The following is a 14,600-nucleotide window of genomic DNA, read 5'->3' as shown; positions in this document are numbered from 1 at the left end:
TCTATTCTATTGTTCCTTTCTTTTCTTTATGGCTTTTAGCGCAATTTCTCTGTCATCAAAATCGAAAGTTTGATCACCGATTTGCTGATACGTTTCATGGCCCTTGCCGGCAATCAGAATCACATCGCCTTTTTTGGCTTTTTCCACAGCATGGATGATGGCTTCCTCACGGTCGGTAATCTTTACATACGGCTGACCCTTGACTCCTTCTTCCATATCCCTGAGAATCTGTTCCGGATCCTCGCTGCGTGGGTTATCTGAGGTAAAGATGGCATCAGTGGCAAATTGGCAAGCGATCTTGGCCATCAGCGGCCGCTTCGTCCGGTCCCTGTCACCACCGCAGCCTACCACCACAAATATCCTTTTCTCTGCGAACTGTTTGACCGTCTTAAGGACATTTTCCAGGCTGTCGGGAGTATGGGCATAATCCACAATAACAGAAAAATCCTGCCCACCGTCCACTGGTTCAAACCGTCCGGCAACTCCCTTTACAGATTGAAGTGAATCGAGGATGCCCTCAAGAGGCAAACTGGAAGCCAGGCCCGCCCCGATTGCCGCCAGGGCATTGTAAATACTGAACTTTCCAATCAGCTGGATACTGACTTCGTTGACTCCAAACGGACTGACCAACTCGAATGAAGTCCCACCGGATGTCATCTGGATATTCCTGGCCTGAAGGTCGGCATGGTTGTCAATGCCATACGTTAATATATGCGCAGCCGTTATTTTTTTATATTCCTCACTGGCTTCATCATCACTATTCAACACAGCAAACTTGGGCTTCCGGTGGTTGAAGGCATTGCCAAGCTGGGAAAACAAAAGCCCCTTGGCCTTTCTGTACTCATCCATCGTTTTGTGGTAATCAAGATGGTCTTGCGTTAAATTGGTAAAGACAGCTACATCATAGTCTGTTCCATGGACCCTTCCATGAACGAGTGCATGGGAAGAAACCTCCATCACGGTAGTCCTCACCTTTTCATCAACCATTTGCGCCAGCGTTTTCTGGAGCGTCAGGCTTTCTGGCGTTGTATTTTTCACCTCATATAAGCTGTCGCCAATTTTTGTATACATTGTGCCAATCAGGCCGGTTTTTTGACCGGCATCAATAAAGATCTTCTCGATTAGATGGCTGGTTGTCGTCTTTCCATTCGTCCCGGTTATTCCAATCATATGAAGCTTTTGGCTTGGCTGCCCATAAAAAGCATCTGCCAGGACCGCCATGGAACGGATGGTATCCTTCACGACGATGACTGGGACATTCAAACTAAGCTCCCGCTCTGCCAAAACGGCGGCCGCTCCATTATCGGCCGCAGAATGTGCAAAATCATGCCCATCCACGGTATAGCCTTTGATGCAAATGAACAGGCTGCCTTTTTTTACTTTCCTGTTATCATTTTCAATCGATGTTATCTCTGGGTTCTCCCCATTATAATCGACAAAAGGGTGCAAATTCCCAAGCAGTTGATGCAATTTCATGTTAATCAATTCCTCTCCAAACAAACATGGCGTTTTTTATTTTACATGATTGAAGCCAAATAAGCCATTATTCTCAAGGAAAAGTACAGTATCGGGCCTTCTTTTTTTCTAAACTTTACGCAAAAACGGGCGGCGAATCGGGACCAGTCGCCGCCCTGAATATACGCAGTCATTTTTTTCAGACGGTTGGTCAGTCATTCACCGTCTTTTCGTTCTTCACCGGAGTCCATATACAGTCTGATGGTTGCCCCTTCCTTCACCTTAATACCCGGTGAAGGGGACTGTTTAACCACCGTTTTTCCTTCTCCGCTCACTTCAATCCTTAGATTGACCAGATGCTGCTGAATTTCTGTCCTTGTCATCCCCTTCAAGTCAGGAACCTCAACCAGAGGAGTGTCAAGCCAGGTCATTTCTTTTTCGATTTGATTCTTTCTTGGTTGTACCTCCAGGGCATGGAGACTGTCTTCCATAATATTGCCCACTATCGGCGCCGCAACGACTCCGCCAAATTGTACCGTCCCTTTTGGGTTGTCCACGGCAATGTAAACCACTAGCTGCGGGTCATCAGCTGGGGCAAATCCAATAAAGGAAACAATATGGTTGTTTTCAAGATATCTTCCATCCTTCGCTTTTTGGGCAGTACCTGTTTTCCCGCCAACCCGATAGGACTCCACAAATGCGCCTTTCCCCGACCCCTGGGCAACCACTGTCTCGAGTGCATGCCTGATTTCCTTGGATGTTTCTTCCGAAATGACTCTCCTTTTTGCTTGAGGGGATTTTTGCATCATTACCTTCCCTGTCACAGGGTCAATCAGCTCTTTCGCAATATATGGAGTATACAGGGTGCCACCGTTCACTGCTGCCGAAACGGCCGCAACCTGCTGAATCGGCGTTACCGAGACCCCCTGCCCAAAAGCAGTGGTTGCCTGCTCAACCGGGCCAACCCGATCCAGGTTGAACATGATCCCTTTCCCTTCCCCCTGAAGGTCAATCCCGGTTTTTTCACCGAAACCAAATTGTTTTATATATTTAAACAAGGTGTCTTTTCCCAGTCTGTCTCCCAGTTCTACAAAACCGGGGTTGCAGGAGTTCTGAACCACTTCAAGGAAAGATTGTGAACCATGTCCTCCTCGCTTCCAGCAGCGAAGAGTCGCACCGCCAACTTTTACAGACCCGCTGTCATGAAAATGGTCGTCATGCAGATTCACTTTCCCTTCTTCAATAGCAGCAGCAAGCGTAATAATCTTAAAGGTAGATCCTGGCTCATAAGCACTCCAGACAGGAAGATTGCGGTTGTATACTTCTGCTGGTACATTTTTGAAGTTGGCTGGGTCAAAGCTTGGCCTGCTGGCCATCGCCAGGATTTCCCCATTGTTCGGGTTCATGGCTATGGCGATGATTCCGTCCGGATTATATTTGGCCTCCGCGATGTCAAGCTCCCTTTCAACTATGGTCTGAACCCTGCTGTCAATCGTCAGCTTCAGGTCCAGCCCATCAACCGGTGGCTGATAGTCATCCGCCATATCACTCATGCGCTGGCCCTTGGCATTCGCATAGAACTGGACGGAACCCCGTTCGCCTTTCAGTTCTTTGTCATAATACAGTTCAAGCCCCATCAGCCCTTGATTGTCAATGCCGGCGAACCCGAGCACATGGGATAAATAATTGCCAAAGGGATAATGGCGCTTTGAATCCTCCCCGATATAAATCCCTTTTAAATTGAGGGCTCGTACTTCTTTAGCCTTTTCATGCGATATCTTCCTCGCCTCATTGAACCTTACAATCGATTCTGATTTGGTTATATACTGATGTACTTTTTCCTTGGACATATTGAGCACAGCAGCCAGCTTTTCCGAAGTTGCCTCGGGGTCCTCAATTTGCCGTGGCACCGCCCATACCGTCGGCGCACTTATATTGGTTGCCAGCGCCACGCCATTCCTGTCGATAATCTCGCCGCGCTTTGGCTCAAACGGGATGTTCCTGCTCCAAGAACTTTTCGCTCCATCAGTCAGCCAGTTTCCCAGTACAAATTGAACATATCCCAACCGGATATCAATTATTAGAAATACAAGGATTCCGGCAACCAATACAAAAGCGAGCCTTTTCCTTACCGTCACATTGGACACGCGCATACTTCAAACTACCTCCTTATATTGCCTGGGGGGGGGCAATCCCATTTGCCTGAACGAAAAGGACCCCGGCTGTCCGCAAGAAACTAAGGGCAGCCTGTTCAAATATATGCTTGTACCGGCGACAATATAACACTAACAATGGGCATGGATTTACTGGCAAAAAAAAAGAAACAGAGGATCAGTCATAGACATCCTCTGTTTCTTCATCACTGCTATTTCCATTTTCCCCAGCCTCTTCCTGCTGGTTTTCAGTCTCAGCCTTCTCTAGCGGGGGCATCAGTTCTACAATCAGGTACTCGCCTTCTTTCACTGCGCTTCCCGGCTGGATACTCTGCTTAGTTACATAGCCGCTACCCGCTTTATTCAGCTTCAAGCCAGCTACTTGGGCAAATTTCATGACATCCCTTAGGGACCAGTCTGTCATGTCTGGTGCAGTGACTTTACCTGTTGTTTTAAGAATGACTTTTTCTCCGCCAAGAATGACCGCCCCTTCTTCAGGAAGCTGCTTGGCAATTTTTTCTCCTTCCCCGACAACAACAGGAGTAAGGCCTCTCTCCTTAAGTCTTGCAGCTGCGTCATCGGCGGCCTTTCCGGTGACATCCGGAACCTCGCTTGAAACAATTTCTTCCTGGACAACTGGTTTTATATTCAAATATTGAAGGCTGCTCTTCATGACCGGATTGAATATTTTTGACACTGGTACCGAGCCATTCGTACTTTCATCAAGCTCCGGCTGCTGGACCGCAACATAAACGATCAGCTCAGGGTCATCGGTTGGTGCCATCCCCAGGAAAGAGTAGAGGAAGTTGCCCTGGCCCCTCAGATATTTGCCGTCATTCCCAGGTATTTGGGCTGTGCCGGTCTTCCCGGCAACATCATATCCCTCTATCTTGTAGCTGCCTCCTGTTCCTTTCTCCGCGGTGATTGTGGTCTCGAGAATTTCACGGACCTTTTTGGCCGTTTTGGCAGAAATCGGTGTCCCGGCAATCTGCGGCTCCGGCTGTTCCACTACTTCATTTGAATTCGGATCTACAATCTTGTCGATGACTTGTGGTTTCATCATCTTCCCGTCATTCGCAACAGCTGTTGCAGCCTGGATAAGCTGTAACGGCGTCATGGTGGTGCCTTGTCCAAATGAGGTCGTTATTTTTTCAATCGGCCACTCGTACAGGATTTTTCCGGTTTTTTCGTTTGGCAAATTGATTCCGGTAGGCTTATCCAGTCCGAAAGCAGTAAGGTATTCCCTGAACTTTTCTGTTCCTATCTTTTCATTGACCAGCTTGGCCATTGCCACATTGGATGATCGCTGGATACCCTCAAGATAGGAAATCTCCCCCCAGCCCCTGCCGGAATTATGGTCGCCTATTGGCATGGATTTGGGAGTCACCTTGTACTGTCCTGATTTGAACTTTTCATTTGGATTAAACTTGTTTTCCTCCACTGCAGCCGCAAGGGTAATAATCTTCATGGTCGACCCTGGCTCAATGGATGTTTCAATCACTTCATTATGCCAATTTTGCTCGATTCCTTCTTTGGTTTTTGGGTGGAATGTTGGCCGTTGCCCCATTGCCAGGATATCCCCTGTCTTTGGGTCCGCTACAACCGCGATTATTTTTTTCGGATTGTATTCTTCATCCACGCGATCCATGGCATCTTCAAGGAAGGTTTGGATTTTTTTGTCCAGCGTCAAATACAAATCGTTTCCGTTATGTGCCGGCTTGATCTCTTTTTTGGAATCCGGAAGAAGGAATCCCCAGAAATCACTTTCCACCTTTACGGAACCATCGCGGCCAGTCAAGTATTCCTCAAAAGCGGCCTCAATCCCAAGCTGGCCGACGCTTTCCGCTTTTCCATCTTCCTTTTCTTCCTTTTCGACATAACCTATGAGATGGGAAGAAAATATACCGTTAGGGTAGAACCGTTTGGAATCTTTCGTAAAGGTAATCCCCGGCAATTTCTCTTTTTCAATTTCAGTCTTTACTCCATGCGGGATATCCCTTCCCGCCTTTCCAAACTCAACCTGGAACAAGCCCTCTTTTGTAAGGCGCTCGTAAATGTCAGATTCGTTCATTTCTATATACTGGGCCAGGACTTTAGCCGTTTTTTCCGGGTTGTCAACATGTTTAGGCTGCTTGGGATTGCTGGTCATCTTTTCGTCCAAAATGGCAACCAGTGTATAGGAGTTGGTGTCCTCGGCAATCACCTCGGCATTCCGATCGAAAATGGTTCCCCTCGTTGCCTCAATCAGCGTTTCCTTCGAATATTTTTGCTGGGCCTTGGCCGCTAACGGCTGCCCTGCTACCTCCCCGGTAACCTGTATGGATACAAATCGATAGATGACGATAAAAAAGAGCAGGCTGAATACGACAAATAATCCAGCTGCTCCAACATTCATATTTGGACGTTTCCTGTTCATTGCTCCCGCACAACCTTGACGTTATCTTCATTGAAAGTTAAGCCGAGTTTCTCTGCCTGCTGCTTGATCCGTTCGTAAGTGCTAAGTTCACTTATTTGTATTTCCAGGTCAGAATTGACTTTCTGCTGTTCCTGGATTGCATTTTCTACAAGCTGGATTTCTTTGTTCACATCGTAAATCGCTGCCTGTTTGGAGACCATAAAAGACCCGCCAATACAAACCATTACACCAAAAGCAAAGATCAGCACCCGCTCCCCAGGGGTGAGCGAATAATGCTTTTTGGGAGCCTTTGGCTTATGCTTGGGAGTGCTGATTGGCTGTTGCTGTATTTCCTGTTGAATCTTTTTTGCAAGGTTGCTCATTCTTTTCCCTCCTGTTTTTTATTCCCGTCCTTAAGGTGACTAGTTACAGGTTACAGTTTTTCAGCGATTCTTAGCTTGGCAGACCGTGCGCGGTTGTTCTCTTCCAACTCTTCTTCTGTAGGCAGAATCGGCTTTCTTGTAATCAATTTAACTTTCGGCTTGAATTCATCAGGTATCACTGGCAAGCCATGCGGCAGCGGCGGTATTTCGCTGGCCTTTTTAAAAGCCACTTTGCAAATCCGGTCTTCCAGGGAATGGAAAGTAATGACAGAAATCCGCCCACCCTTGCCAAGCAGATCGATTGCTTGGTGCAGTGACTGTTCAAACACGCCCAATTCATCATTTACAGCAATCCTGATTGCCTGGAAAACCCGCTTTGCCGGGTGTCCTCCTTTACGGCGTGCAGGTGCGGGGATGGCATCCTTAATCAGCTCCACCAGTTCTGCAGTCGTAGCAATAGGCTTAACAGCACGTGCCACCTCAATCTTCCGGGCAACTTGCTTTGAAAATTTCTCTTCCCCATATTGGAAAAAGATTTTGACAAGCTTTTCGTATGGCCATTCATTCACCACTTCATATGCCGAGACTTCGGCATCCTGGTCCATTCTCATATCAAGCGGAGCATCATGGTGATAACTGAATCCTCGTTCCGGAGTATCAAGCTGTGGGGATGAGACTCCCAGATCATAAAGCACTCCATCCACCTGATTAACACCCAGGTCCTGGAGCTCTGTTTTTAAATGAAGAAAATTGCTTTTAATGATGGTCAGCCTGTCCCCATATCTTGCTAATTTTTCCCGTGCATTCTTGATGGCTGTTTCATCCTGGTCGAACGCATACAGCCTTCCGTACTCTGAAAGCCTGGATAAAATACGTTCACTGTGGCCGGCACCACCGAGAGTACAATCCACGTATATACCATCCGGCTTGATATCAAGACCTGAAACGGCTTCTTCAAGCAATACTGTTGTATGTTTAAACATGTAATTCCCCTTTCCAATCGGGCAACCAGCTAATATTATATCGGAATAATGTTACCCTTAAATATCAAACCCAATCATATTTTCTGCAATTTCCGCAAAAGATTCCTCCGACTGGGCAAAATATTCTTCCCAAATAGATTTGCTCCATATTTCAATCCGATTGGAAACACCTAAAATCACACATTCTTTTTCAAGTTTGGCGTATTGCAGAAGCGTAGAGGGTATGTTGATTCTTCCTTGTTTGTCAATTTCACTCTCGGTAGCACCTGAGAAGAAAAAGCGGGTAAATGCGCGGGCATCTTTTTTAGTGAGAGGGAGTCCTTTGAGCTTGTCTTCAATGACAGCCCATTCAGACAATGGGTAGCCAAAAAGGCACTGGTCCAGTCCCCGGGTGATAACAAACGTTTCCCCAAGGTCATCGCGGAGTTTGGCGGGGACGATTAAACGGCCCTTATTGTCAATGCTATGATGGTACTCGCCCATGAACATGCCCACTACCCCCACTTTCTAAATTCAATGTACCACATTCCCCCACTTTCCACCACACATTTAATAATATTCTTTTCCGCCTCTTAAATTCCTTCCAGCAACCTATGTTTTGTTGTAGACAAAAAGAGACTCCATTCCCATGGAGTCTACATTTTTATTACTTTATGGCTGCCATCAAAGACCAGTGGCAGTGATAGGAGTTCGGAAAAAAAGTCCAGTCCATATTGGTTTAAATAATAGAAGGGGTTCCAGACACGTTCTTGTGGAGAGCCTCCAGGCCTCAATGCATTCTCTACCCGTGCAAATTTTGCAAGAATATCATCATGCTTGCGGCAAATCGATTCATCCACCTTTTTCTCCATATAGGCAATTTGCTTCAGGAGCAGATCCTCATTCTTTTTAACGAGCGGGATAAGTCCCTTATCAAGCTGTCCCGCCTTATCATGGATTTTTCTGTACTGCTCTATAAGCTGTTTCTTGGCTTCTGCAAACATTCCCTCCACTTCCCGGTCCCTGAGGGCATCGATGAAGGATAATTCATGCTTGCTCGTTCCAGACTTCAGGACTTCCTCCAGCTTCAGGTTCAGCTGTGCGAGATCTCTTTCTACAGAACGGTCCAAAATGGTGATATTGAGCCTCGGCACGAGCGGAGGCATTTTCAGGCCAAAGTGGTCAAATACGAGTTTAAGCTCTGACCAATAGGCAATTTCCCCCGGGCCGCCTACAAAAGCAAGTGTTGGAAACAGCCATTCTTGCATGAGCGGCCTTGTTACCACATTATTGCTCAGTTTCTCTGGATGCTCGGAAGCAATTTCCTGGAGTTCATCAGGAGTGAAGGAAATTTCACCTTCTCTTCCGGTAAAACATTGGGAAGCATCATCAAAGTGCAGCAGGACCCGCTCTCCATTCTCATCATTATAAAAAAGATTGGCAGCATTAGGACTGATATCAATGGCCCGGCTAAAGCCTTTCTTCCCAATCTCCTCCTGCTGTGTGAGCACCGAACGGGTAATTGCTTCATGCTCCCCGATTTGTTTGGCAAAGTACTCCTTTTCCAGATTGCGAAGGCCATCATTTCCGGAATCAACAAGCAGCAGGCCATGCTCCTTGAACATCCCCAATATGGTCGACGCAAAAAAGTCGATAAATGACTGGGATTCCTTTAGTGCATCTTCTGCAAATTCCCTTAGCCTATTAGTATGGCTGGTCTCCCCAAATGTTTCAATGATATCTTCAATCCAAGATAAACACGTATCCCTGTCGATTATTTGAGTCGAAATCATATTCTTTCCGGAACTTTTTTCCGGATAGATCCGTTTTTCAGGCTTATTGTTATTTAAAACATAGACATGGTTGACTTCCTGGAAATCATGGTCTTCCCCTGCAATCCAAAATAATGGCACTACCGGAACCCCAAGTTCCTTCTCCTTTTGTTCCGCAAGCTTGATCACAGATATCGCCTTATGTACTGAATACAGCGGGCCTGTCAGGAGTCCAGCCTGCTGGCCGCCAATGACCGCGACACAATCCTCCTGCTTCAGCTTGTCAAGGTTTTCCCTGATTTTATCCGAGGAAGGATAGCGGGACATGAAGCTTCCGATATGGTCTGCCAATTCCCTCCTGAAAAATGTCCTGCCTGACAGCTCTTTCAAGCGTTCTTTATAATGTGAAGGTTCATTAAAGTTATAATGGAAAAAACCTAGTACTTCCTTGTTTCCGTTAAGATATCCCGTAGCAAACCGGTTCGTCGCCGGCAGTGAGAGATTCAGAATCTCCATTCAAAGTACTTCCTTTCTCGTAACATTTTCACTCTTGTTAGTATAGCATTGTTGGTTTTGAAAAGAAAAAAACTTTGTTTGAAGAATTTTACACTCAAGCCACCAGCCAGGAAATCCTCTGATATAGGCCAACGATGATCAGTACAAGATAAACGAAGAAAAACAGGAGGAAGTTAAAACGCCAATATCCTTTGAATACCCTGGCAAAGTCAATTTCCTGCCGCAATTTCCAATGGATGAGGACAAAGATAACGGCCAGAAAGATGAGGATAAGCATAATAAGCCATAGGAAAGACTTTCCCCAAATCATGATGATTAAAAAATGAACGGAGAAAATAAATAATAATGTACTGAAATCAATGGCGAGTTGAACGGACTTCCGATGGTTGCCGGTAAGCTGTTTACTGAAAATAAACATGATGAGGTATCCCGCGAGCGGGATGGTCACAAGCAACCCTGCTGCAACAGAAAGAATCTCGGTCATGTCACTACCTCCCCCTGAAGCTCCTTCCCTTTGATTACATGATAATAATTGCTGATATATGGACAGTGAACTCCCCTTTTTTCTGCTTCTTCCATTAGAAAACCAAGGATGGCATCGATTTCTGTTGGACGGCCCTGTGAAAGATCGCCATACATGGATGAATAGTTGGAAGCGGTCTTTTCACAGACATTCACCACATTGCGGTAATGTTCTTCCTTGTCGGCCATTTCAAGTACGCACAATGTTTCCTCAAGGAGGGATATGGCAATCTTTCGATAGAAAGGGTTTGCAAGCAGGATGCCATTTTGGACCTCGAACGCTGCTGTCAAAGGGTTGATCACTGCATTTACAACCAGTTTCCTTACCAGGATGTCATAGTAGTCCGTCTCCACCTGTATACTAAAATCCTCCGGAACATTATTGGCCAGTTCCTCAAGTCGCACGATGCTGCCTTTGAATACAGCCGCCCTAATTGCTCCTGACCCATTATGGCGCACCCTCACAGCACTTTCCCTCACTGCTCCGTGCTCGATGCTGCCAACGTAAACGGAAGAAGCCTGCAGCTTCTCAACAAGCTTGAGATGCCCCATTCCATTTTGGAGAAAGAGCAGGCTGCCAGCCTTATCAAGTTTATCTTCTATTTGAATCAGGACCTCATGCAGCTGATACTGCTTGACGGTAATTATGGTTAAATCATCACCGCCCATCCATTCATCCATCGGCTTGGCCGGTAGCTTCCGGACCGCCTCAGCTTCTTTGACCAGCGCCACTCCTTGACGGTTGATCATATCTGCTTGATGGACTGTCCGGGTATAAAGCGTTACTTCATGCTTTTCGCTTAGATACCAGGAAAACAACAAACCGATGGACCCGGCACCGATAATCCCTATTCTCATGTTCATACCCCAATTCCGATTCCTGCTTTAGTCCTATTTTAGCAGATACCATTCCCTTTGCGTGAGAATATTTCCTTGCTTCCATTATGCCCCGCCTTCATGCGGGAAACATGATTGTAAGCGGTTAACAAGTTGCCCGATAAGCCTTTATATTATATTATAAGTTAAAAGCAGAACTTTTTGTTTATTTATAATATAATAACATCAAGGCTGCAGCCGACCTCAATGTCATGCATCTTTAAGATGATGGACGGGAATAGACAAAAGACAACGCACTAATAGGGGGAATGACGGTGGCACACAAGGTTGAAAGATTGAAGATCAATTACAAAACACTCGAGGACTTCAAAAGGTTCAAGCAATACGGCCAGCAGGAGCTGTCCATGCTCGAGGATCTTGAAGCAAATATGATTGAAAACGACAGTGAGTCGCCGTTTTACGGAATCTACTTTGGAGATAAACTTGTTGCAAGGATGAGCCTCTACCAAATCCAGGCCAAATTCGACCGTTACTTTGATCCGCCGCAGGACTATCTTGAATTATGGAAGCTTGAGGTCCTCCCTGATTATCAGGGGAAAGGATATGGAAGGACGCTCGTGGATTTCGCAAAATCCTATGGCTTGCCTGTTAAAACAAACGGAAGGGTCAATTCATCCGATTTTTGGGCAACGATGGGCTTCACCCCTGCAACTTATGAAGTAGAGCGGGACAGAGGGGAGAATCCTTTCGTTTGGTACCCGGCCGGCGTGAAGGAGCAGGTACATTAAGGAAGGGCAAATTTAAAGATAGCGCCTATTGCTTTAATAAGTTCTCTTTAATGGTGGAAAATAGTTAATTGCAGTGCAAATAGGGTGATTTACTCACCCTATTTTTTATTGCTACATCAATGTTTTGACAAATTAGCTTATAAAATGGCATTCTGAATCACATAAAAAATTACGATTTGCGAAAAGATATTCTCTATCTGATTATTGATTAACTAAGACAGAGGCAAATTACGGTTCGATTCCCCTATGATTGAAATAAACGGAAAAATTCCGTTTAAAATGGGAAATACTTATATTTCCCTTATAATAAAGGAAGTATTTCCGTTTATATGTTTCAAAACTTTGGATTTTTCCTTATTTAGAGGGATTAATCGGAATTTCTCCGCTTATATCTATACTTTCAGCCTCAAAATTTGCATTAGCCGGAAATTCTCCGTGTATGAATTCTCATACATATCCTATGGCAAACCCTTAACGAATTCATTTTTTCAAGCCCTCTTTTTCAGCCTGCTCCTCCCCTGCCTCGCCTTTGGTTCCAACCAGTTTCCTGGCCCGCTCCATAATTTCGAGTAAAGAACGATGATCCTTTTCTACGGCGGCGAGATCATCCCTGAGCTTTTCATTTTCACTAGACAAGTAATAGATTCGGCTTTCCAGTTCCTTTACTTTTCCCTCAAATACGGTTGTACTCTCTTCATGGTTCCTTGCTTTTGCTGCCTGCCGGTACAAATGGTCGAGAAACTCTTTCACTTCATCGAGGCCTAGCGTTTCGGCAGCAGCTTGAACAACCTCCGCATTTGGGAGAGAGGCTTCCTCTTCCACTGGTTCAGCCATTTTTTTCTGCTGCTTTTTCAGCTCTTTTCGCTGCTTTTTTGCCAGTTCAATACCAGACTGGTACTGTTTCCGAACAAAGGAGTTCCAGCGGAATCCGCAGGCCGCCCCGGTACGGGAAAGCCTTTTGCCAACCTCGTCAAAAGCCTTTAGCTGGGTACCCCCTTCCCTGATATGGCGAAGCACTGTTTCTGCAAGTATGAGATCTTCGTCCTGTGTCCAGGCATCCTGGCGGGTAATAGGCATGTCATTTCCCTCCTAGTTTTTTATTTCAATCTATGCATCTGCTAGGAAAGATAGAATGCTTTTATTTCTTTAAAAATAGGGCAACCTTTTCGTGATGAACCTCTTTTCCCCATAAGACCGCGCAGTTTCTAGCTTCCTCTGCGATTCTCTCTGGCAAGGAGGAGGCCATCCATTTTTTTGTGACAAGCTGTTTATAGGCGGATAATACGGCAGCTTCCTTATCAAGCATCCTTTCCAGGAAGGAGATGCACTGGCTCATGGCATCCCCATCATAAAGATAATCCAGAAAACCAAGCTCATACAGTTCGTCCGCTGAGTAAAGCCTGGCATCACCCAGCATTTTTAAGGCAATCGAGTAAGGAAGCTTCTCAAACAATATACTGCCTCCGCCCCACCCTGTTGTAATGGCCATATTCCCCTGAACAAAACCAGCTTGCATCCCCTTGCGCCCCAGGCGAAAATCGCAGGCAGAAGCAATTTCACAACCGCCTCCAATAGCCGTCCCATTAAGGATGGCAACAGTCGGTATCGGAAGCATTAATAGGCGGGTGAGAATTTCAGCCATTCTGGAAAGCATAACAGCCGCTTCATCAGCCGTCCTTAACTTATGGAAAACAGACAAGTCTCCACCCGAACAAAACGCCCTTTCACCGGCCCCCGTAAGGACCAGTGCTTTCGTTCCCTTATTCGCAGCTATGGAAAGCACTTCTTCCAGTCCATCCATAATTTCATAATTTACCGCATTTCTTTTCTCCGGCCTGTTTATCGTAAATAGCAGCAGTCCGTTCTGCTCTTTCGAAATGGTATAGGAACCCATCATTGCCCTCCTCCTCTTCAATTCCCTGATTATTAGTGTAGAGGAATGAATAAAAAAAAGCACAGGAATACACCTGTGCTTTTGATTCTTATTGGAAAGATTAGTCGTTTACGACTTCTTTGCCTTTGTATGTTCCGCATTCCTTGCAAACACGGTGAGCTAGTTTCATTTCACCGCAGTTAGGGCATGCAACCATGCCTGGAACTTGCAATTTGAAATGAGTACGGCGCTTTCTCTTAGCAGTTTTAGACGTTCTTCTAAATGGTACAGCCATTATTCCCACCTCCTTAAAGAAGAGTAGTGTGTATGAAGGCCAGTCTCACTGGTCCTTCATTTTGGTGATTCAATCATCCGCTGAATCATTTTGCTCAAAAAACTTGGCAAGTCCGGCAAGCCTAGGATCCACTTTTTGCTGCTTTTCCTGTTCGCGGATCACTTCCCAGTCCTTCCCAGACTGCGGGGCTCCATCCTTACGGTCATCTTCCTCGCAGAATACCTGCATCGGAACTTCAAGCAAAAGGATTTCCCTGATGACAGGCATCAGGTCAATGACATCACCCTTAAGTTGATGCACTTCTTCATCCTCGGTCCCATATTCATGATTCCCAAGAAGGAAGGTTTCAGTTGTTTCAACATTCACTGGAAAATTAACATCAACCAGCGTACGAGAACAAGGAAGGATAAGATAGCCTTCAATCCGGAGATGGAAGGTCACTTTTGTTGCGCTAATGTCAACCCTGCCCGTTATATGCATCGGAGACACGTCACGAATGGATGGATCGACTTCCTTTATCTCATCAACCCGGACCGTTTCGTCAACCGGAAAGTCCTTGTTTCGGTATTTTTGTAACTGACTTATTGTCCATTTCATAGAATCACCCCAAGGCAACAAAGGTAATTATAGCTTTCGCTTACCTATTTGT

The 14,600-nt window shown here is 45.8% G+C and carries 14 protein-coding genes; 1 reads left to right on the top strand and 13 read right to left on the bottom strand.

The genetic code is table 11. The features are described 5' to 3' along the window. Positions 1 to 6: 6 nt before the first annotated feature. The 9 genes from ADU22_RS10310 to ADU22_RS10270 all read right to left on the bottom strand — a co-directional run bounded on the left by ADU22_RS10310 (position 7) and on the right by ADU22_RS10270 (position 11,016). On the bottom strand, positions 7 to 1,476 hold the full coding sequence (locus tag ADU22_RS10310; RefSeq protein ID WP_053362073.1) for a UDP-N-acetylmuramoyl-L-alanyl-D-glutamate--2,6-diaminopimelate ligase: 1,470 nt from the start codon (positions 1,474 to 1,476) through the stop codon (positions 7 to 9). Positions 1,477 to 1,670: 194 nt separating this feature from the next. Continuing rightward, positions 1,671 to 3,608, bottom strand: a complete 1,938-nt coding sequence (locus ADU22_RS10305; protein WP_053362072.1) for a stage V sporulation protein D — start codon at positions 3,606 to 3,608, stop codon at positions 1,671 to 1,673. Positions 3,609 to 3,786: 178 nt separating this feature from the next. Continuing rightward, positions 3,787 to 6,024, bottom strand: coding sequence for a penicillin-binding protein (locus tag ADU22_RS10300; RefSeq protein WP_053362071.1), 2,238 nt, complete (start codon positions 6,022 to 6,024; stop codon positions 3,787 to 3,789). Continuing rightward, positions 6,021 to 6,386: a cell division protein FtsL gene (ftsL, locus tag ADU22_RS10295; RefSeq protein ID WP_053362070.1), complete on the bottom strand. Its 366-nt coding sequence runs from the start codon at positions 6,384 to 6,386 to the stop codon at positions 6,021 to 6,023. The genes ADU22_RS10300 and ftsL overlap by 4 nt, the downstream gene beginning before the upstream one ends. Positions 6,387 to 6,436: 50 nt before the next feature. Then, positions 6,437 to 7,369, bottom strand: a complete 933-nt coding sequence (gene rsmH / locus ADU22_RS10290) for a 16S rRNA (cytosine(1402)-N(4))-methyltransferase RsmH (protein WP_053362069.1) — start codon at positions 7,367 to 7,369, stop codon at positions 6,437 to 6,439. Between the two features lie 57 nt (positions 7,370 to 7,426). Continuing rightward, positions 7,427 to 7,858, bottom strand: a complete 432-nt coding sequence (gene mraZ / locus ADU22_RS10285) for a division/cell wall cluster transcriptional repressor MraZ (RefSeq protein WP_053362068.1) — start codon at positions 7,856 to 7,858, stop codon at positions 7,427 to 7,429. A gap of 146 nt (positions 7,859 to 8,004) precedes the next feature. Further along, positions 8,005 to 9,636, bottom strand: a complete 1,632-nt coding sequence (bshC, locus tag ADU22_RS10280) for a bacillithiol biosynthesis cysteine-adding enzyme BshC (protein ID WP_053362067.1) — start codon at positions 9,634 to 9,636, stop codon at positions 8,005 to 8,007. A gap of 94 nt (positions 9,637 to 9,730) precedes the next feature. Continuing rightward, the gene (locus ADU22_RS10275; RefSeq protein ID WP_053362066.1) at positions 9,731 to 10,120 is read right to left on the bottom strand and encodes a DUF3397 domain-containing protein; all 390 of its coding nucleotides are present in this window, start codon (positions 10,118 to 10,120) and stop codon (positions 9,731 to 9,733) included. Next, the gene (locus ADU22_RS10270) at positions 10,117 to 11,016 is read right to left on the bottom strand and encodes a 2-dehydropantoate 2-reductase (protein WP_053362065.1); all 900 of its coding nucleotides are present in this window, start codon (positions 11,014 to 11,016) and stop codon (positions 10,117 to 10,119) included. Before ADU22_RS10270 ends, ADU22_RS10275 begins: the two co-directional genes overlap by 4 nt. Positions 11,017 to 11,309: 293 nt before the next feature. Between ADU22_RS10270 and ADU22_RS10265 the strand changes: the two genes are divergently transcribed. Continuing rightward, positions 11,310 to 11,783: an N-acetyltransferase gene (locus ADU22_RS10265; RefSeq protein WP_053362064.1), complete on the top strand. Its 474-nt coding sequence runs from the start codon at positions 11,310 to 11,312 to the stop codon at positions 11,781 to 11,783. A gap of 480 nt (positions 11,784 to 12,263) precedes the next feature. On the opposite strand, the gene ADU22_RS10260 is transcribed toward ADU22_RS10265, so the two are convergent. The 4 genes from ADU22_RS10260 to ADU22_RS10245 form a co-directional block, all read right to left on the bottom strand. Continuing rightward, complete coding sequence (locus tag ADU22_RS10260) at positions 12,264 to 12,860, bottom strand: RsfA family transcriptional regulator (RefSeq protein ID WP_053362063.1); 597 nt, start codon at positions 12,858 to 12,860, stop codon at positions 12,264 to 12,266. A gap of 61 nt (positions 12,861 to 12,921) precedes the next feature. Continuing rightward, positions 12,922 to 13,680, bottom strand: coding sequence for an enoyl-CoA hydratase/isomerase family protein (locus tag ADU22_RS10255; RefSeq protein WP_353611379.1), 759 nt, complete (start codon positions 13,678 to 13,680; stop codon positions 12,922 to 12,924). A gap of 97 nt (positions 13,681 to 13,777) precedes the next feature. After that, the gene (rpmF, locus tag ADU22_RS10250) at positions 13,778 to 13,951 is read right to left on the bottom strand and encodes a 50S ribosomal protein L32 (RefSeq protein WP_046522242.1); all 174 of its coding nucleotides are present in this window, start codon (positions 13,949 to 13,951) and stop codon (positions 13,778 to 13,780) included. 69 nt (positions 13,952 to 14,020) lie between these two features. Then, the gene (locus ADU22_RS10245) at positions 14,021 to 14,548 is read right to left on the bottom strand and encodes a YceD family protein (RefSeq protein ID WP_053362061.1); all 528 of its coding nucleotides are present in this window, start codon (positions 14,546 to 14,548) and stop codon (positions 14,021 to 14,023) included. Positions 14,549 to 14,600: the final 52 nt, after the last annotated feature.

It is taken from the genome of Bacillus sp. FJAT-27251, from assembly GCF_001273925.1.
Classification (GTDB): domain Bacteria; phylum Bacillota; class Bacilli; order Bacillales; family Cytobacillaceae; genus Mesobacillus_B.
The sequence above is the reverse complement of the archived record's forward strand: the minus strand, read 5'-3'. Positions and strand labels throughout refer to the sequence as shown.